Source organism: Streptomyces sp. NPDC026092 (assembly GCF_040638605.1).
GTDB lineage: Bacteria > Actinomycetota > Actinomycetes > Streptomycetales > Streptomycetaceae > Streptomyces.
Window position 1 is genome coordinate 13069 of sequence record NZ_JBEZYN010000008.1, and the last position, 16985, is coordinate 30053.

Genomic DNA, 16985 nt, shown 5'->3' on the forward strand with positions numbered 1-16985 from the left:
GACCGATCCGTGGCGCCGGATCGGTCCGACCCAGGATCCCCCCTTCGCTCCGCCCTGCTCTTCGAGCCTCTTCGAGCACCCCCACCCTGGGACGAAAGGAACCCCCACCATGAACAAGCGTGCCTTCTTGGTCTCCACCGGAGCCGCCCTCGCCGCCGTCCTGGCCGTCACCCACCCGGCCACCGCCACCGGCGCCGCGGGCAACGTCCTGACGACCGGCAGCTCGAGCGGCCCGGCCGTCGCGGTCGGCGACGTCCTCGTCGCCTCGCTCGCCTCCGGCGGTACGGCGAAGATCGCCACCACGTCCGGTGGCAACAGCGGCATCACCTGCAACTCCTCGGCGTTCAACGCGACCGTCACCGCCAACCCGGCCGCGCCGGGCACCGCGACCGAGACGCTCAACTCGCACACGCTGAGCAGCTGTACGACCAACATCCCGGGATCGACCGGGGTGCAGAGCATCACGGTCAACAACCTCCCGTACACGACGGCCGTCACGTCCGGCGGCTCGCTGACCGTGACCGCCGGGAGCGCCGGCCCGATCCAGACCACGCTGAAGATCAACACCATCCTGGGCCTGACGACCTGCGTCTATCGCGCGACCGGCCTGACGGCGACCCCGTCCAACACCGACAACTCGCTGGCCTTCGCCAACCAGCAGTTCACCAAGGCCAGCGGGCCCGCCACCTGCCCCGCCAACGGCTTCTTCACGGCGAAGTACGCCCCCGTCTCGGACACGACCCAGAGCGGCGCCGCCGTCTTCGTCAACTGACCGGGCGACGGACGCGCGACGCGTAGCACGGCAACAGGGTCCGTCCGGGAGCGCCCGTCATGCGCTCCCGGACGGTTCCGGCGGGTCAGGGCCGGCTCGGAGAGCCGAGGTAGGACCGGGCGCGTGCCGCCTGGGCGTGGTCGCCCAGGAGTTCCAGGGCGTCTCCGATGCGTCGGAGGGGTTCCCGGGCCGGGCCCGCCTCGTCCAGCATGCGGATGAGGGCGATACGGGCGTGCTCGACGTGGCCCTGACGGCGGGCGAGTTCGATCCAGGTGAACGGGCTCTCCGGCGGCAGGCCGTCGAGTTCCGCCTCGGCGACGAGGTCGCGGAGCTTCGGCCGGTAGGTCTTCTCCAACTGGTACGCCCGCAGTTCCTGGGAGTTGAGCAGGACGTAGTGCGGGTCGGTGCGCCGGGTGGCCGACTCCGAAAGGGCGATGAGCTCGGTCAGCGGACGGTCCGGCAGGCCGAGGCCGTCGATCAGCGCCGCCCGCTGGGCGTCGAGCTCGGGGGCGAACTCCTCTCGGGCTTCGTCGTCCCCTTGCCGTACAGCGGTGAGCAGAGCCTCCTCGTCCATGCCCGGCTCGACGTCCTCGCACCACGCCGGCAGCCGTACGAGCATCTCCAGCGCCTCGCTCACGGAGTCGGCGAGGAGCGAGGCGTACCCGTCGGAGGACGCGTGGAGCACCACCGTACCTCCGCAGAGGAAGTACGTGCCGCCGGTGTCGTCGCCGGCGATCGCCTCCAACGACGCGCCGGACGCCAGGTGGACCTCCTCCACGTGGTACGCCCGGCCGATGTCGAAGTTGAAGGGGAACTCGGCCAGTGCGGCGAGTTCGGGGCGGCTCCGGAGGAGCTCCAGTACGCGGTCGGTCATGCGTACGCACCCTAGGACACGCGCCCACGAACCCCGCGCGGGCCTAGATGACGGTCGGGCGCCATTTCTGGTTGGCGGCTCCCGTGCAGGACCAGATCTGGGCGCGGGTGCCGTTCGTGGAGGAGTTGTCCGTGGCGTCCAGGCACTTGCCGGCGGCGACGTTCACGAGGTCGGCCGAGGAGGGTTCGTGGCGCCAGTGCTGGGCGCCTGTGCCGTTGCAGGTGTAGAGCTGGACCTTCGCGCCGTCCGCGGTCGAACCGCCGGTCACGTCGAGGCACTTGCCGAGGGCGCGGACCGTGCCGTCGGGGTGGAAGGTCCAGTTCTGGGCCGCCGAGGCGTTGCACTGGTAGAGCTGGACCGGCGTTCCGTCCGCGGCGGATCCGCCCGCGACGTCGAGGCAGGCTCCGCCGAGGCCGACCAGGGATTGCGTGGCGGACTGGGTGCCCGCCCAGGTGAAGGTGGCGGAGGTCTTGCCGGGGAGCGTGTACGTGTAGTGGCTGCCGCCCCAGTTCACGGTCGTCTGCCGCGCGGTCGTCGAGTCGTTGTAGGCGATGAGCGCCTTCGAGCCGTCGGGGTTGCGCCAGGCGACGTTGGGGACGTCGGAGGTTGCCGTGGAGGCGATGCGGTGGGCGCCGGGCCGGACGAACTTCGTCAGGTGGCCCATGGTGTAGTACTCGATCGTGTAGTCGACCTGGCCGTGCCGGGAGTCGCCGTTGTGGACGGTGATCAGGCCGTCGCAGACACCGCAGCCGCCGTTGTGCGGGCCCCGGTTCTGGTCGACCGCGAGGGACCACTTGGTGACCGACTTCGCCCAGTTCCGGGTGTAGTCGATGATGTTCATCATGTCCTCGCGCTGCTGGTTCGCGATCCAGGTGCCGCCCGAGTGCTCGGTCTGGAAGGCGTTCAGCTGCGGGTAGCGGTCGTGGATCTCGGTCTGCTCGGCAACGTTGCCGCCGTAACCGTGCCAGGCGATTCCGCCGAAGTTGGGGTGGCTGCGCACGGCGGCGTCGTCGACCGTCTGGGCGGCGTACGCGTCGTACGTGTCCCAGTTCCAGTCGTGCGCCAGGACCTTGGTGGAGAGGCCCGCGGACTGGAGGCCCGGCAGCAGCTCGCTCTTGGTGAAGTAGGCGAGCCCGGAGGCGTTCCAGCTCATCGACGGGTAGCCGGAGCAGCAGGTCGGTTCGTTCTGCGCGGTGACGTAGTCGACCGGAACGCCCTGGTCGCGCCAGCCCTGGAGGTACTTGACGAAGTAGTCGGCGTACGTGCCGTAGTGCTCGGCCTTCAGCCAACCGCCGTTCAGCTGACCGCTGTCCTTCATCCAGGCGGGCGCGGTCCAGGGTGAGGCGACGAGGGTGAGGGCCGGGTTGAGCTGCTTGGCCTGCTTGGTGAGCGGCAGGACGTCCTGGAGGTCGTGGGTGAGGGAGAACCGCGCGAGGGTGGGGTCGGTCTGACCGGCCGGCAGGTCGTTGTACGTGTAGCCGAAGCGGGCCAGGTCCGAGCCGCCCATGGGGTTGCGGACGAAGGACAGGCCGATGCCCTCGGTCGGCGAGAAGAGCTTGCGCATCGTCGCGTCCCGGGTCGCCTGGGACAGGGCTCCGGAGCCCTTCATCAGCCAGGCCGCGGTGTCGGTGAACGAGGCGCCGCCGCCGGTGAAGGTCTGGTAGCGGGTGTTCTCGTCGACGGTGAGGGCGGTGCCCGCGCCGCCGTTGCCGCTCTGGAAGGTGATCGGTGTCTGTTGCTGGAGGCCGCGGGTGACATGGCGGCCTCCAGCGTCGTCGGTGGTGGTCAGCCAGACGTTCACCTGCTCCCCCGCGGCGTGCGCCGTGCCGGCGGAGAGGCCGGTGATTCCGGCCAGGCCCGTCAGGCCCGACGCGGCGAGCGCGCCGGCGAGGAGGGTTCTCAGGACGCGGTTGTGGGGGCGTATTCGGTGGCGGCGGCTGTGCGTGCGGCGGTGCGTCGAACGGAGCATGTGGGTGCCCTTCTCGGCGGTGGGGGTGGGGGCCGCGGGTCCGGTGTCGAGTGCCGGGCCGGTCGCGTCGAGAGTGAACTGGGCATCGGGTCGGCCGTCAAGGTGTCGCGCATTCACATCCTGAACTCATGAACCGAGTTGAGACGTTCACCGCGTGAACTCTTGACGGTTGAGCGGGGTGGCGGTTGACTCGCCGCACCGTGCCGGAACCGGTTCCGGAAGCGGTACCGACACCGATGTCAGTCCCCTCGACGCGGAGGCCCCGATGCGTGTCACGATCGCCGACGTCGCACGTCAGGCGGGTGTCAGTAAGACGACGGTCTCCCGGGTCCTGAACACCGGGGCGGAGGTGGACTCGGCGACCGCCGCCCGCGTTCGTGAAGTGATCGATGTGCTGGGCTATGTCCCCAGCTCAGGCGCTGTCGGTCTGGCGCGCGGCTCCAGCCGGACGATCGGCATGCTGACGCCGTCGCTCACCTGGCCGTGGATGGGCGAGGTCCTCCAGGGCGTCGTCGACACGGTCGAGGCGGCCGGCTACGGGCTGCTGCTCTTCACGTGCAACCGGGGTGCCGACTCCGTCCGGCACTTCGCCGGTCAGGTGTCCGCCCGGGCTTTCGACGGGCTCCTCGTCGTCGAACCGGAGAACACCCTCGACACGATCGCGGCGATGCACCGGCGCGGCCTGCCCGTCGTGCTCATCGACGATCGGGGCCTCCAGCCGGCGTTCCCCTCGGTCGCCACCACCCATCGCGCCGGCGGCGAGGCCGCCGCACGCCATCTGCTCGCCTCGGGCCGCACCCGGCCGCTGGTCGTCACCGGGCGCCGCCACTTCGGCTGCGTACGGGAACGGCTCGAAGGGTTCCGCGAGGTCCTGCCGACCGAGCTGGTCGTCGAGGGCGAGTTCACGGAGGAGACCGGGCTCTCCGCCGTGCGGCGGGCCCTCGCCGAAGGCCGGGACTTCGATGGTGTCTTCGCGCACAACGACCTCATCGCGGCCGGTGTGCTGCGCGCGCTGCGCGAGGCCGGGCGGAGCGTCCCGGACGACGTGGCCGTCGTCGGCTTCGACGACATTCCCATGGCACGGCACACCGAACCGCCGCTGACCACCATCCGCCAGCCCATGCGCCGCATGGGCGAGACCGCCGCGCGGATGCTGCTCGCCGGGCTCGGCGGCGAACCGATCCCCCGTGAACCGGTGGTCCTGCCCACCGAACTCGTCGTACGGCGCTCCGCACCCGGACTCCAGTCCCCCTAGACCCGTACCTCCGTCACTCCCGGCCCGGCCAACCCTGCCCTGCCGCGCGCCGCCGTCCCCGCACGCCGTTCCCGTGCGCCGTTCCCCCGTACCCGTACGTCCCTCTGTCCCGTACAAGGAGCCGCAATGCCACGAACTACGGCGGTGATCGCCGTCACCGCTCTGCTCGGCACCCTCCTCGCCGGAGCGACCCTGCCGAGCGCCGCAGCCGACGAGTCCGCGAGCGCGCCCGCGCCGGTGGCCGTCGACCGGTTCGAAGGGGAGATACCCTTCGCCGGACCGCCCGCGGAGGGCATCTTCACGTGGGGCAGTGACGCGGACGACCCGCCGAAGCTGCGGATCGCCGCGCGTGCCGACGCTCCCGAGGGCGCGAAGGTCCTCGAAGGCGACTACGACATCAGCGGCTGGGGCGGGTTCAGCCACGACTTCGCGTTCGACAAGCCCGCCCACGACTGGACCGCGTACAAGGGCATCCGCTTCTGGTGGTACGGGCAGAACACCGCTCCCCTGCCGCCCGGTTCGGGCAAACGCGTCAACTTCGAGCTCAAGGACGGCGGGGCGAACGGCGAGGCGTCCGAGCTGTGGACCATGTCGTTCACGGACGACTGGGAGGGCTGGCACCTCGTCGAGATCCCGTTCTCGGAGTTCCAGTACCGCGCCGACTACCAGCCGGTCGGCGGCATCGACCAGATCCTCGGCCTGAACGAGATGTGGGGGTACGCCCTCACGCTGCCGCCAGGCTCGCCCGGCGCCTTCGCGATGGACGGCGTCGAGCTGTACGGGACGGCCGAGCCGGCCCTGAACACCAAGGTCGTCACCGGTGCCGCCGTGCACCCGGTCGACGAGGGCGGCACCGCCGAGGTGAAGGTGTCCGTCGCCACGACGGGCTCGATCCCGCTCGCCGAGCCGGTGACCGTCACGTACACGACCGACGGCGGAGGCGGCAGCGCCGAGTCCGGCGCGGACTACACGCCCGTCAGTGGTTCCGTGACCTTCCCGGCCGGTACGGCCTCCGGCGCGACCCGGTCGATCGTCGTGGCGACGAAGAAGGATCGTTCCGCCGAGTCGGCCGAGACGATCCCGGTCACGCTTGGCGTCACGGGCGCCAAGGCCCCGGCGGAGCAGCCTGTGGTCGTCGTGAACGCCCACGGCCTGCCGTATCTGAACGCGAAGCTCCCGGTGAAGAAGCGGGTGGCGGATCTGCTCGGGCGGATGTCGCTCGCGGAGAAGGCCGGCCAGATGACGCAGGCCGAGCGCAACGCGCTGCGGTCGCCGGGCGACATCGCCTCCTACGACCTCGGCTCGCTGCTCTCCGGCGGCGGGTCGGTGCCCTCCCCCAACACGCCTTCCGCCTGGGCGAAGATGATCGACGGCTACCAGCTGCGCGCGCAGGCCACGCGTTTCCAGATCCCGCTGATCTACGGCGTGGACGCGGTGCACGGCCACAACAACGTCGTCGGTTCGACGATCATGCCGCACAACATCGGCCTCGGCGCGGCGCGTGACCCGAAGCTCGCCGAGCGGACCGGTGCCGTGACCGCGAAGGAGGTCCGGGCGACGGGCATCCCGTGGGACTTCGCACCGTGTCTGTGCGTCACGCGCGACGAGCGCTGGGGGCGTTCCTACGAGGCGTTCGGCGAGGACCCCGCCCTGGTGACCGCGATGGAGACCGTGATCAACGGGATGCAGGGCGCGCCGGACGGCAGGGACCTGGACCGTGACGACAAGGTGCTGACCAGCGCCAAGCACTTCGTGGGCGACGGCGGTACGGAGTTCGGCTCCTCGACCACCGGTTCGTACACGATCGACCAGGGCGTCACGAAGGTCACCCGCGAGGAGCTGGAGGCGGTGCATCTCGCGCCGTTCGCCGAGGCGGTGAAGCGCGGGGCGGGCACGGTCATGCCCTCGTACTCCTCGCTCGACATCCTGGGCGACGACCAGGGGCCGGTGAAGATGCACGCCCACGCGGAGATGATCAACGGAGTCCTGAAGGACCGCATGGGCTTCGAGGGCTTCGTGATCAGCGACTGGCAGGCGATCGACCAGATCCCCGGCGACTACCCGAGCGATGTGCGGACGTCCGTCAACGCCGGGCTCGACATGATCATGGTGCCGACGAACTACCAGGGCTTCACGCGGACCTTGAAGGACGAGGTGACGGCCGGGCGGATCGGCCAGGCGCGGATCGACGACGCGGTGGCGCGGATCCTGACGCAGAAGTTCAGGCTCGGCCTGTTCGAGCAGCCGTACGCGGACACCTCGCACCTCTCCGAGATCGGCTCCCCCGCGCACCGCGCGGTGGCGCGCGAGGCGGTCGCCAAGTCCCAGGTGCTGTTGAAGAACGAGGGCGGACTGCTGCCGCTGGCGAAGGACCGGAAGGTGTACGTCGCCGGGTCCAACGCCGACGACCTCGGCAACCAGGCGGGCGGCTGGACCATCAGCTGGCAGGGCGCGTCCGGCCGGACGACCACGGGGACGACGATCCTGGAGGGCATGCGGAAGGCGGCGCCCGACGCGGAGATCACCTACTCGAAGGACGCCTCGACGGCCACGGACGGGTACGACGTCGGTGTGGTCGTCGTCGGTGAGACTCCGTACGCGGAGGGCATCGGGGATGTGGGCAACGGCCACGACCTGGAACTCACCGCCGCCGACAAGGCGGCCGTCGACAAGGTCTGCGCCGCGATGAAGTGCGTGGTCCTGGTCGTGTCCGGCCGCCCGCAGCTCATCGGTGACCGGCTGGGCGCGATCGACGCGCTCGTGGCGTCGTGGCTGCCGGGCACGGAGGGCGACGGCGTCGCCGACGTGCTCTACGGTTTCCGTCCGTTCACCGGACAGCTCCCCGTGACCTGGCCCAAGTCAGAGGCGCAGCTGCCGGTCAACGTCGGGGACGCGGCCTACGATCCGCAGTTCCCGTACGGCTGGGGGCTGACCACGCTCTCCCCGGCCCCGGCCGGCGGGGAGCCCGCGCTGAAGGCCATCGGCGTCGCGGCCAAGGTCCTCCAGGCGCTCGGGCACGGTACGTCGGCGGAGGGCAGGGAGCTGGTGGCGAGGGCCCGGGCGATCGTCCAGCAGAGGATCGGCCAGAACATCACGGAGGCGACGGCGAAGCCGTTCGCCGAGGCGGACCACCTGCTGCTGACGGGAGACCTGACGGGCGCGGTGGCGAAGCTGAGGACCGCGTACGCGGCGGCCGCGCCCAGCGCTCCGTAACAGCCTCTAGGGCCGACGGGCGACCGTGAGGGTGCCGGCTTCGCGGCGGACCTCCGCGATGCCGGTACCGCCGAAGTGGGCGGGGACGATCAGTTCCCGTTCCGCGGCGGCCCGTTCGAGGACGCGGCGGCGGCTGGTGACGGCCGCCGCCGCGTCCAGGCAGAAGCAGCTGTTGCACGAGGCCCGGAGGAGCTGCACCGGGCTGTGCAGGAGATCTCCGACGAAGACCGCACGGTCGCCTCCCGAAGCGAGCCTCAGCACGGCGGAGCCGGGAGTGTGGCCGGGCGCGGATTCCAGCGTGAGGTGTTCGTCGATGCGGTACGTGCCGTCCCAGAGCTCCACTTGGCCGGCTCGGTGCACGGGCGCGACGCTGTCCTCGTACACGAGCCGGTCGTGTTCCTGCCTTCCGCTCCCCTCGGCGTTCCCCGGGCCGAAGAAGGCGTCGTCGGCAGCGGGGACGAGGTACTGGGCGTGGGGGAAGGTCGGGACCCACTCTCCGTCGGTCCGGGTCGTGTTCCAGCCGACGTGGTCGGCGTGGATGTGGGTGTTGACGACGACGTCGACGTCCTCGGGGCGGATCCCGGCGCGAGCCAGGGCACCGAGGAAGTCTCCCTGCCAGTGGTGGAACGGCGTGCCGGGCCGCTCACGGCCGTTGCCCACTCCGGTATCGACGAGGACGGTCCGGCCGGCGCTGCGGAGGACCCAGGTCTGGAGCGCCATCACGGCCTGGTCCGTGTGTGGATCCCAGTGGTCGGGCGCCAGCCACTGCTCGTTGGCGCGCCAAAGATCGGGCTCGGCGTCCGGGACCAGGCCTCGGGAAGGGGCGAAGGGGCCCTGCCATTCGACGACCCGAATGACTTCGACGTCTCCCAGGGTCATGCGCCGCGCGTTCTGTGTGGTGTTCATGGAATCGACCTTAGGGAGGCCTGTTGAGCCTCTCAATGCCTGTACTGCTCCCATGAATACGTGGTCGTCTCACGATTGACACCACAGATAGCCTGCCTCCATGGATGTGGTGAGCGATGCGATCGCGACCGTACGCATGGGGCGGGCATCGTCCAACCGTGTGCGGGCGAACGGGCGTTGGTGTGCGCGGCTCGCGCCGTACGACGGCGCGGGATTTCACGTCGTGCTCGAGGGCGGCTGCTGGTTGCTGCCGGACGACGGTCCGGCGGTGTCGCTCGGGGTGGGCGACGCGGTGCTCCTGCCGCACGGGACGGGGCATGTGATCGCCGACTCCCCCGCCGACGCGGAGACCGTCGCACGTGCGGTGCCGTTCGACGGGTGGACCGGTGGGACGCCGGGCGGTTGGACCGGTGGGACGCCGGGTTCGTCCGCGCCCGCCGCGGAGCTTCTGTGCGGCAAGTACCGCCTCGATCACAGCCGCGTCCACCCGCTCCTCGCGGAACTGCCGACCGTCGTCCATCTGCCGCACCGGGTGGGAGACCAGGCCGAACTGCGCGCGGCCATCTCTCTGTTGGGCGGCGAGCTGAGCGCGGACCGGCCCGGATCGGGGATCGCCGTTCCCGGCCTCGTGGACCTCCTGCTGGTCTACATGATCAGGGCCTGGGTGGCCCAGGACGGCGGCGGGGCGTGGTCGGCCGTCCTCGGGGACGGTGTGACGGCGGCGGCCCTTCGGGCACTGCACGCCGACCCCGCCGCCGCCTGGACCAACGACCGGCTGGCCGCGGAGGCGGGCGTGTCGCGGCCCACGCTCGCGCGGCGGTTCACCTCCCTGGTCGGGCGGCCGCCGATGGCGTACCTCACCTGGTGGCGGCTGACCCTGGCCGCCGCGCGGCTGCGTGATACCGAGGACTCGCTGGCGGCGATCGCCCGCCGCGTCGGCTACGGAACGCCGTACGCGCTGTCGCACGCCTTCAGCCGCGAATTCGGTACGACACCGGGCCGGTACCGCGACCTCCGCCGGCAGCGGGAAACGACCGGCACGGCCGATCAAGGGCTCGGCAGATAGCCCGCGAGGGCCTCGCGGCCTCGGCGGAGGTCCTCGATGCGGGCGTCGGCCGCGGCCAGCTCGCGGTCCAGGATCGCGCGGACGTCGACGCACCAGTTGAACTCGGGCAGTTCGCCCCGGGCACAGGGCAGGATCTCCCTGATCACGTCCGTCGACAGGCCTGCGCGCAGCAGGGCACGGACCTGGCGGACGGTGGTCACGGCGTCGTCGGCGTAGTCGCGGTACCCGTTCGGGCCGCGGGCGGCTTCGAGCAGGCCTTGCTCCTCGTAGTAGCGCAGCAGCCGCGTGCTGACGCCCGTGTGCCTCGACAGTTCTCCGATCAGCATGTGACCTGCCCGTTCATGTCGTGCTTGACCTTCGCATCGGTGTGAAGGCTTAACGTCCCTTCCAGGAAGGACATTCCGCACCGCACCACAGGAGACCGCCATGACCTCTCTGCCCCCGGTCGATCAGGACCGTGACCGCTCGTTCCTCTTCGTCCTCGGGAGTTCCCGGCCGGACGGCAACACGGAGATACTCGCGCGCGCCGCGGCCGAGCAGTTGCCGGAGGGCGTCACACGGAACTGGGTGGATCTGTCACAGCTTCCGCTGCCCGACTTCCAGGACGGCAGGCACGAGGGCGAGGGCTGGCCGGTCGGCGAGAACGAGGAGGCGCTGCGGCGTGCCACGCTGGCGGCGACGGACGTCGTCCTCGCCTCACCGCTGTACTGGTACACCCTCTCCGCCCAGACCAAGCGCTACCTCGACTACTGGTCGGGCTGGCTGAACGTGCCCGGCTCGGACTTCAAGCAGCGGATGGCGGGCCGGACGCTGTGGGGTGTGAGCGCGATGGCGCACAGCGAGGCCGTCGTCGCCAGTGGGCTGGAGACGACGCTCCGCTTCTCGGCCGCGTACATGGGGATGCGCTTCGGCGGTGTGTTGCACGGCACCGGTTCGCGGCCGGGGCGGGTGCGAGCGGACACCGAGGCACTCGTCCGCGCCAAGACGTTCTTCCAGCGGGACGCCCCTCTCGCCCGGTTCCCGTTCGAGGAGGACGAGCCGAGTGACGCTCAGCAGGTCGCGCGGACGTAGCCGGTCTCGCCGGCGGGCCGTACGTCGGTGTCGCGCAGGACGACGGAGAGGGTGGCGCCCCAGCGCTCGCAGGCGCGCGCGAGGCCCTGGGTTTCGTACTCGATGACGAGGACGCGGTTGTCGAAGGCGGTCGCGTACGGGCCGCATTCGTCGTACTGGCCGCACTCCTCGGCGACCGCGAAGTCGAAGCCGAGGGCGCGGCCGCGCTGGGCGAGTTCGGCGGCGTTCTTCTGCCCGATCGCGAGTCCCGCCTTGTGGGCGCGGGCGACCAGGAGCTCGGCGAAGGCCAGGTCGTGTTCGGGGGTGAGGCGGCCTTCGGAGCGTTCGTGGGAGTCGAGGTTGTCGGCCTCCACGGCCTGGAAGCCGGCGGCCGCGCAGCCGTCGATCCACTCGCCGACGACGTCGGCGAGCCGCTCGCGCTTGTCCGGTGTGGAGATGTCGAAGAGGGCCTCGTCCCAGTCCTGGTCCATGACCGGCACTCCGTCGGCGTTCTTCAGGAGCAGGTCGGGGTGGTTCTTCTGCCACCAGTCCGTGGCGTCCGGCTGGGCCTGGAAGGCGTTGACGTAGCAGATGTTGTAGAGCCCCTCCGTCGGCTTCGCCGTCCGGTCGCGGGAGACCGCGCCGACTCCGGGGGGCGGCGGGTACGGTCCGCCGATCTGGTAGTCGAAGCCGACGTGGGGCTCGGGCGGGACGACCGCGCGCGCGGAGGAAGGCGGCGGGGAGGACGGGGCCGAGTCGCCACCGCCCTCGCCGTCACCGGGCACCCCGCATCCGACCGCCGTGGCGGCGAGGACGCCGGCCAGGGTCAGGGTCGAGACGGCGACGCGGAGGGTGCGGGGTCGGCGGGCGCTCACTGTACGGGGCTCCAGGTCGTCGAGCGCCGTGTGCCGGGGCCTTTCAGCCACGGCGGCGGGGCGCGTACGGTACGTGCAGACCTACCGTACGGCCCCGTCGGCGGCCTTCGGGCGCGCGGCCCGTCAGGGTTCCAGCGGGAGGGGCCGGTTGGCGCCCCTCAGGAACTCGACGGTGACGAAGACGAGCCGACCCGGCCGTTGTAGGCGTGGGACGCGAACTCCGCGCGCCGTTCCCAGGAACCAGCCGGCGTGGCCCTCGGCGGTCACGGTCCGGGCGAGCCGCAGGCCTTCGGTGCTCACAGGCGGCCGCCGCCGTCCGTGTGGAGGACGGTTCCGGCTCCGACGTCGGTGGGGTGGGTGCCTACGCCGTCAAGATCACGTCGACGTCGAAGTGCAGCGCGAACCCGAACGTCGTCCACGCGTCCAACACGGTCACGAACGCGGGCAGCGGCCTGACGAACGTCCCCGTCACGCCCTGACCTGACCCGGGTGTCTACGACGCTTCGGCCGCCGCCTTGATGCGGCGGCCGAACGCGTCGGCGTCCTTGCGGGCGGCGGACAGGGCGAGGCCGACGAGGAGCTTGCCGATGCCGTGGCCCTCCAGGACGTTGTGGATCCTGACCCTGGTGCCGCCCGTCGGCAGGGGTTCGAGGTCGTAGCCGCCCTCGCGGGCCTTGACGATGTTCTTGGAGATCTCGGCCCAGCGGATCCGGTGCGGCGCTTCGAACTCGGTGATGCGGAACTCGCGGGAGGTCGTCATCCCGGCGTCCTTCACCGTGCTGCGGAAGACGGTTCCGACGGCCGTCGGGGTGTCCGGGACGCGTTCGATCTTCTGCACGCGGGGGCTGAACTTCGGGTCGTTGCGGCCGTCGGCGAGGAACGCGAAGACCTCGTCGATGGGGCGGTCGACGTCCGTCGTCGCCTCGAACTGTCCGGACATGAGCCCACTCCCTGGAGTCTTGGCTGCCGTGCGGCGATCGTACGGGCGAGAACCCCGCGCCGCGCTCCGGCAAGCGCCGGTCGGGTGACGGGGGCTCAGCGGCTCGTCGGTCTCAGCCCACCGTCCACTCGATGCGGGGCGGGCGTACTGCGGCGCAGAGCGGCAGGCCGTGGGCGTCGGTGAGGCCGAGCCGCCCCTCGGCCGCGCCCCGGTCGACGGCGGTCGCGGGCAGGTCGTCGAGGAAGAGCTTGGCCCGGCGGAACATCGTGAACGCGCCGCCCGGGGGCCACTCGCCCCACGTGAGGTAGAGGAACCGCGCGCCGCGCTTGCCGTGGACGTACGGCCCGCGGAAGTCCCGCGTGCCGTCCGGTGCGAGCACCGTGTCCACGGTGAACTCCCACACCGCCTCGGCCGCGTCCCCCGGCACCGCGCCGTCCGGGTCGCGTCCGCGCTGCACGGCGACGTGGACGTCCTCGAACGTGCCGCAGGAGCGCCCCGGCAGCTCGCCGCCGACGATGCGCAGCGCGAGCGGTGTCCCGGCGGCGGCCCTCATTCCTTGCCCACCACGGCCTGGAGAAGGCCGGGGAAGGCCTCCTCGAACTCCTCGCGGCGCAGCCCGTTCATCCGGGAGGTGCCGACGTAGTGCTGCCTAATGAGACCGGCCTCGCGCAGCACGTGGAAGTGGTGCGTGGCCGTGGACTTGCTGACCGGGAGGTCGATGGCTCCGCAGTTCAGGTCCTGGTCCGCGGCGTGCAGCACGCTGACGATCTGCCGGCGGACGGGATCGACGAGGGCTTCCAGCACCTGCTGGAGGCCGATCGTGCGGAGGTCCGGGTGGGGCGGGACCCGGTCCTGCCCGCTGCGTTGTGGTGTCACCATCGGCTGTCTCGACCTCCCGCGGTCATCGTAGGGCACCCACCTGGTGAGCCGGGGCGGTGAACGTGACGGCGGAGGCGGGGGTGGTGGTGTCGGCCTCGCGGCTGAGTGCCCAGGCGGCGACGCGGGAGACCGTGGTGGCGGGGACCGGGTCGGCGATTCCGGGGGCGGCCGGGATGTCGTGCGTGGCGTGGGCGTCGTGCGGCAGGACGACGCGGTAGCCGAGCTCCAGGGCCGTGCGGGCGGTCGCCTGGACGCACATCTCGGACATCATTCCGCAGACGGCGAGCGAGCGTACGCCCGCGTCGGCGAGCAGGCCGCTCAGTGGGGTCCCCGCGAAGCTGTCGTCCCGGACCTTGCGGATCACCACCTCGGTGGGGCCGGGCTCGACGCGGTGGTGGAGTTCCCAGCCGGGGGTGTGGGGTGCGCAGTCCGCGCCGGGCGGGCCGTCGTTCTGCACGTGGACGACGAGGGCGCCGGCCTCGCGCGCCCGGGCGATCAGGGCGGCCGTACGGTCCAGGAGGCGGCCGGCGTCCGGTACGGCGCCGGGGCCGGTGACGAAGGCCGTCTGGACGTCCACGACGAGCAGGGCTTCTGCGGGGTGCGCGCGAAGGGTCATGGTGTCATCCTGTCCGGCCGCGCGGGGGCGCCTCCACAGGATTTCGCGGGGGCTTTGGTCGACGCTTGGAGGGCGCCCGGCCAGGCGTGATCCGGCGCACAGACCGACCGGTAGGGGCAGTGCCGCATGCTAGCGTCCGCGAGCGTGACATCCGCCCCCGGCGGGCCGGGGCCCGCTTCCGCGACGGCTCCCGCCGACTCCTGTCCGTACGGTGGGACGACTTCGTACGGAGGGACGACTCCGCACGGTGGGACGACCGGCGCCGAGGGCTCTCCGCTCCCGCTCCTCGATCAGCTGGACGTGTTCGGGGAGGACTTCGTCCGCGACCCGTACCCGTGGCTCGACGCGCTGCGGGACCAGGCGCCCGTCCATCGCGACGCCACCACCGGGCTCTGGCTGGTCAGCCGGTACGAGGACATCCGCCGGGTGCTGCTCGACCCGGAGGCGTTCCGGCCGGACAACGCCCAGCACGCGGTCACCCCGTTGAGCGTGCCGGCGCTCCGGCTCCTGGCCCGCGCGGGCTTCCGGCTGCGGCCCGCCCTCGCCAACAACGCGACCGAGAGCCACGCGGGGCTGCGGCGCATCGTCACGCGGTTCTTCAACGCCCAGCGGGTCGCGGCGGCGGTGCCCGTCATCGAGCGGGTCGCGGGCGAACTCCTGAACTCCGTACGGGCGGAGCTCGACGGTCAGGGCGACAGCGACCTCTTCGGCACCTTCGCGCACACGCTCCCCTGCCGGGTCATGATGGAGCTGCTCGGCATCGACGGTCTGGCCCCCGCGACCCTGGTGCGCTGGAGCGACGCCTCCCTCGAGCTGTTCTACGGACGCCCGACGCCGGAGCGGCAGCTCGAACTGGCCGAGCTGGTCGGCGAGTTCCATCAGTGGCTGACCTCGGTCGTGACCGACCGGACCGCCCCGCCGGACAGTTTCGTCGGCGCGCTGGCCCGCCACCGGCTGCCGGACGGCGAGCCGGTGGACGTGGCGACGGCGGTCGGCGCGTGCTTCTTCGTCTTCATCGCCGGGCAGTCCACGACCGGCCAGCTCATCGCCACGGTGCTTCGGGGCGCGCTGGCCGAACCCGGCCTGTGGCGGCGTCTGGCGCACGAGGAGGGCCTGGCCGAGGCCTGGGTCGAGGAGGTGCTGCGCCGCGAACCGCCCGTGACGACCTGGCGGCGAGTGACGGCGGCGCCGGTGGAACTGGGCGGCGTACGGCTCCCCGCCCGGGCCGAGCTGCTGCTGATGCTCCTGGGCAGCGGCTCCGACCGGGAGGTCTTCGACGCCCCGGAGCAGATGCTTCCCTCCCGCGAGAACGTCCGCCACCATCTGTCCTTCGGCGCCGGGCGCCACCGCTGCCCGGGCGCGTCCCTCGCGCGGACGGAGGCCGCTGTCGCGCTGCGCGCGGCGGCCCGCCGACTCCCCGGTCTTCGCCCGACCCCGGGCGCGCCGCTTCCGCCGGTCCTGGACCTGCTCTCGTTCCGGGCACCTCTCGAAGTGCGGGTGAGCGTCGCTCCATAGGGAGCTCGGTCAGCGGTCAGACGGGCAGCTTGGCGCAGCGCCGGCAGGCGCGGGCGGAGGGCGCGGTCAGCGCGTGCGAGGCGGCGGCGAGGGTGCAGGCGGTCGCGATCAGGGGCCAGGCGGCGGTCGTGAAGGCGGCGACGGCCAGGGAGAGGGTCGCCACGGCCATCGACACACTGGCCGTGGTGCCCGTCCAGGCGACCAGGAGCGGCAGTCGGTGCGGGACCCATACGTGACGCGCGAGCGGGCCGGTGGCGGCGAGGGCGGTCGCGGCGAGCAGAGCGGCGACGCCCGCGACGGCGGCCAGGGACTGGGCCGTACCGGCAAGCAGTCCGTCCTGGCCGGTTCCCGTGGTGAGGAGCGCGTACCAGCAGGCGAGCAGCAGCGGAGCGACGAGGACGACGGAGCGGGCCGTGTGGCGGGCCTGGGCGACCGTCAGTTCACGCTGGCACGAGGGTGCGAGCTCGGCGGGGCTGCCGAACTCCCGTACCGCCTCCTGGACGGCTTCCTCGTAGCCGGCCCCTTCATTGATCAGGGCCTCGGCGGTGTCGATGAGCCCGCCGCGCACTTCCTCGACGAGGCGCGCGGTGGCCTTGGGCGGGCCGTGGAGGGCGCTCCGGAGTTCCGCGACGTAGGCGTCGACGGGGTCAGTCGGGCCGGTGGGGTCCGCGGCTGCGCTCATGTCGCGGGTCCGGGGCGGACGGCCGGGTTCAGGACCGAGCCGATGGCCGCCGTGAACTCGTGCCAGGCCGCCCGCTCCCCCGCGAGGCCCTCGCGGCCCGCGTCGGTGAGTTCGTAGCAGCGCCGGCGGCGCTCGCCGACCGCGTCCCAGCTGCTGCTCAGCAGCCCGATCCGCTCCAGCCGGTTGAGCGCCGGGTAGATCGTGCCCGTGCGCAGGTCGAGTACGCCTCCGCTGCGCTGCTGGACCGCGGTGATGATCGCGTATCCGTGCAGCGGCCCTTGCTCCAGTACGGCAAGCAGCAGTCCGTCGAGGTGCCCTCGCACCGCATCCGCCCTCATGAGTAGGCAGCCTACACACGGAGGAGTAGACATGC

At 71.8% G+C, this 16985-nt stretch carries 19 protein-coding genes; 7 read left to right on the top strand and 12 right to left on the bottom strand.

Annotated elements, in window-relative coordinates:
- Window positions 1-109: 109 nt before the first annotated feature.
- Window positions 110-772, top strand: a complete 663-nt coding sequence (locus AB0F56_RS14950) for a Tat pathway signal sequence domain protein (RefSeq protein WP_362008740.1) — start codon at window positions 110-112, stop codon at window positions 770-772.
- A gap of 85 nt (window positions 773-857) precedes the next feature.
- Here the strand turns inward: AB0F56_RS14950 and AB0F56_RS14955 are convergent, their stop codons facing one another.
- Together AB0F56_RS14955 and AB0F56_RS14960 are read right to left on the bottom strand one after the other, a co-directional pair.
- Window positions 858-1646, bottom strand: coding sequence for a hypothetical protein (locus AB0F56_RS14955; RefSeq protein WP_362008743.1), 789 nt, complete (start codon window positions 1644-1646; stop codon window positions 858-860).
- A gap of 43 nt (window positions 1647-1689) precedes the next feature.
- A complete protein-coding gene (locus AB0F56_RS14960) occupies window positions 1690-3615 on the bottom strand; it encodes a ricin-type beta-trefoil lectin domain protein (protein WP_362009493.1) in 1926 nt (641 codons plus the stop codon).
- Window positions 3616-3880: 265 nt separating this feature from the next.
- Between AB0F56_RS14960 and AB0F56_RS14965 the strand changes: the two genes are divergently transcribed.
- Both AB0F56_RS14965 and AB0F56_RS14970 read left to right on the top strand, forming a co-directional pair.
- A complete protein-coding gene (locus AB0F56_RS14965) occupies window positions 3881-4870 on the top strand; it encodes a LacI family DNA-binding transcriptional regulator (RefSeq protein ID WP_362008745.1) in 990 nt (329 codons plus the stop codon).
- Between the two features lie 126 nt (window positions 4871-4996).
- Window positions 4997-8083 carry a glycoside hydrolase family 3 N-terminal domain-containing protein gene (locus tag AB0F56_RS14970; protein WP_362008748.1) on the top strand — a complete coding sequence of 1029 codons (3087 nt, stop codon included), beginning with the start codon at window positions 4997-4999 and terminating at the stop codon, window positions 8081-8083.
- A 6-nt stretch (window positions 8084-8089) separates the two neighbouring features.
- Here AB0F56_RS14970 and AB0F56_RS14975 read toward each other — a convergent pair whose 3' ends face one another.
- Window positions 8090-8989, bottom strand: a complete 900-nt coding sequence (locus tag AB0F56_RS14975; RefSeq protein ID WP_362008751.1) for an MBL fold metallo-hydrolase — start codon at window positions 8987-8989, stop codon at window positions 8090-8092.
- Window positions 8990-9089: 100 nt separating this feature from the next.
- Here AB0F56_RS14975 and AB0F56_RS14980 point away from each other — a divergent pair, with 100 nt between their 5' ends.
- Window positions 9090-10055 carry an AraC family transcriptional regulator gene (locus AB0F56_RS14980; protein ID WP_362008753.1) on the top strand — a complete coding sequence of 322 codons (966 nt, stop codon included), beginning with the start codon at window positions 9090-9092 and terminating at the stop codon, window positions 10053-10055.
- On the opposite strand, the gene AB0F56_RS14985 is transcribed toward AB0F56_RS14980, so the two are convergent.
- The gene (locus tag AB0F56_RS14985; RefSeq protein WP_362008755.1) at window positions 10037-10381 is read right to left on the bottom strand and encodes a MerR family transcriptional regulator; all 345 of its coding nucleotides are present in this window, start codon (window positions 10379-10381) and stop codon (window positions 10037-10039) included. The genes AB0F56_RS14980 and AB0F56_RS14985 overlap by 19 nt on opposite strands.
- Window positions 10382-10481: 100 nt before the next feature.
- On the opposite strand from AB0F56_RS14985, the gene AB0F56_RS14990 reads away from it, so the two are divergent.
- Window positions 10482-11126, top strand: coding sequence for an NAD(P)H-dependent oxidoreductase (locus AB0F56_RS14990; RefSeq protein WP_362008757.1), 645 nt, complete (start codon window positions 10482-10484; stop codon window positions 11124-11126).
- On the opposite strand, the gene AB0F56_RS14995 is transcribed toward AB0F56_RS14990, so the two are convergent.
- Window positions 11105-12031 (bottom strand): endo alpha-1,4 polygalactosaminidase, encoded by a 927-nt coding sequence (locus tag AB0F56_RS14995; protein ID WP_362008759.1) that lies wholly within the window; start codon window positions 12029-12031, stop codon window positions 11105-11107. The genes AB0F56_RS14990 and AB0F56_RS14995 overlap by 22 nt on opposite strands.
- A 72-nt stretch (window positions 12032-12103) precedes the next feature.
- Complete coding sequence (locus tag AB0F56_RS15000; RefSeq protein WP_362008762.1) at window positions 12104-12280, bottom strand: hypothetical protein; 177 nt, start codon at window positions 12278-12280, stop codon at window positions 12104-12106.
- 20 nt (window positions 12281-12300) lie between these two features.
- Here AB0F56_RS15000 and AB0F56_RS15005 point away from each other — a divergent pair, with 20 nt between their 5' ends.
- Window positions 12301-12459 (top strand): hypothetical protein, encoded by a 159-nt coding sequence (locus AB0F56_RS15005; RefSeq protein WP_362008764.1) that lies wholly within the window; start codon window positions 12301-12303, stop codon window positions 12457-12459.
- Between the two features lie 14 nt (window positions 12460-12473).
- Here AB0F56_RS15005 and AB0F56_RS15010 read toward each other — a convergent pair whose 3' ends face one another.
- The 4 genes from AB0F56_RS15010 to AB0F56_RS15025 form a co-directional block, all read right to left on the bottom strand.
- Complete coding sequence (locus AB0F56_RS15010) at window positions 12474-12920, bottom strand: SRPBCC family protein (protein WP_362008766.1); 447 nt, start codon at window positions 12918-12920, stop codon at window positions 12474-12476.
- A gap of 112 nt (window positions 12921-13032) precedes the next feature.
- Window positions 13033-13473: a DUF5990 family protein gene (locus AB0F56_RS15015; RefSeq protein WP_362008768.1), complete on the bottom strand. Its 441-nt coding sequence runs from the start codon at window positions 13471-13473 to the stop codon at window positions 13033-13035.
- A complete protein-coding gene (locus AB0F56_RS15020; protein WP_362008770.1) occupies window positions 13470-13799 on the bottom strand; it encodes a helix-turn-helix transcriptional regulator in 330 nt (109 codons plus the stop codon). Before AB0F56_RS15020 ends, AB0F56_RS15015 begins: the two co-directional genes overlap by 4 nt.
- A gap of 22 nt (window positions 13800-13821) precedes the next feature.
- Window positions 13822-14415, bottom strand: coding sequence for a cysteine hydrolase family protein (locus AB0F56_RS15025; protein WP_362008772.1), 594 nt, complete (start codon window positions 14413-14415; stop codon window positions 13822-13824).
- 144 nt (window positions 14416-14559) lie between these two features.
- On the opposite strand from AB0F56_RS15025, the gene AB0F56_RS15030 reads away from it, so the two are divergent.
- Window positions 14560-15930: a cytochrome P450 gene (locus AB0F56_RS15030; RefSeq protein WP_362008774.1), complete on the top strand. Its 1371-nt coding sequence runs from the start codon at window positions 14560-14562 to the stop codon at window positions 15928-15930.
- 16 nt (window positions 15931-15946) lie between these two features.
- Here the strand turns inward: AB0F56_RS15030 and AB0F56_RS15035 are convergent, their stop codons facing one another.
- Both AB0F56_RS15035 and AB0F56_RS15040 read right to left on the bottom strand, forming a co-directional pair.
- Complete coding sequence (locus tag AB0F56_RS15035) at window positions 15947-16612, bottom strand: permease prefix domain 1-containing protein (protein ID WP_362008776.1); 666 nt, start codon at window positions 16610-16612, stop codon at window positions 15947-15949.
- Window positions 16609-16950, bottom strand: a complete 342-nt coding sequence (locus AB0F56_RS15040) for a helix-turn-helix transcriptional regulator (protein WP_362008778.1) — start codon at window positions 16948-16950, stop codon at window positions 16609-16611. The genes AB0F56_RS15035 and AB0F56_RS15040 overlap by 4 nt, the downstream gene beginning before the upstream one ends.
- Window positions 16951-16985: the final 35 nt, after the last annotated feature.

Bases quoted from the DNA above. Each gene is read 5' to 3' on its own strand.
- AB0F56_RS14965 (WP_362008745.1), top strand. From the start codon at position 3,881: ATGCGTGTCACGATCGCCGACGTCGCACGTCAGGCGGGTGTCAGTAAG.
- AB0F56_RS15035 (WP_362008776.1), bottom strand. From the start codon at position 16,612: ATGAGCGCAGCCGCGGACCCCACCGGCCCGACTGACCCCGTCGACGCC.
- AB0F56_RS14955 (WP_362008743.1), bottom strand. From the start codon at position 1,646: ATGACCGACCGCGTACTGGAGCTCCTCCGGAGCCGCCCCGAACTCGCC.
- AB0F56_RS14990 (WP_362008757.1), top strand. From the start codon at position 10,482: ATGACCTCTCTGCCCCCGGTCGATCAGGACCGTGACCGCTCGTTCCTC.
- AB0F56_RS15010 (WP_362008766.1), bottom strand. From the start codon at position 12,920: ATGTCCGGACAGTTCGAGGCGACGACGGACGTCGACCGCCCCATCGAC.
- AB0F56_RS15015 (WP_362008768.1), bottom strand. From the start codon at position 13,473: ATGAGGGCCGCCGCCGGGACACCGCTCGCGCTGCGCATCGTCGGCGGC.
- AB0F56_RS14970 (WP_362008748.1), top strand. From the start codon at position 4,997: ATGCCACGAACTACGGCGGTGATCGCCGTCACCGCTCTGCTCGGCACC.
- AB0F56_RS15025 (WP_362008772.1), bottom strand. From the start codon at position 14,415: ATGACCCTTCGCGCGCACCCCGCAGAAGCCCTGCTCGTCGTGGACGTC.
- AB0F56_RS14980 (WP_362008753.1), top strand. From the start codon at position 9,090: ATGGATGTGGTGAGCGATGCGATCGCGACCGTACGCATGGGGCGGGCA.
- AB0F56_RS14985 (WP_362008755.1), bottom strand. From the start codon at position 10,381: ATGCTGATCGGAGAACTGTCGAGGCACACGGGCGTCAGCACGCGGCTG.
- AB0F56_RS15040 (WP_362008778.1), bottom strand. From the start codon at position 16,950: ATGAGGGCGGATGCGGTGCGAGGGCACCTCGACGGACTGCTGCTTGCC.
- AB0F56_RS14960 (WP_362009493.1), bottom strand. From the start codon at position 3,615: ATGCTCCGTTCGACGCACCGCCGCACGCACAGCCGCCGCCACCGAATA.
- AB0F56_RS14950 (WP_362008740.1), top strand. From the start codon at position 110: ATGAACAAGCGTGCCTTCTTGGTCTCCACCGGAGCCGCCCTCGCCGCC.
- AB0F56_RS15020 (WP_362008770.1), bottom strand. From the start codon at position 13,799: ATGGTGACACCACAACGCAGCGGGCAGGACCGGGTCCCGCCCCACCCG.
- AB0F56_RS14975 (WP_362008751.1), bottom strand. From the start codon at position 8,989: ATGAACACCACACAGAACGCGCGGCGCATGACCCTGGGAGACGTCGAA.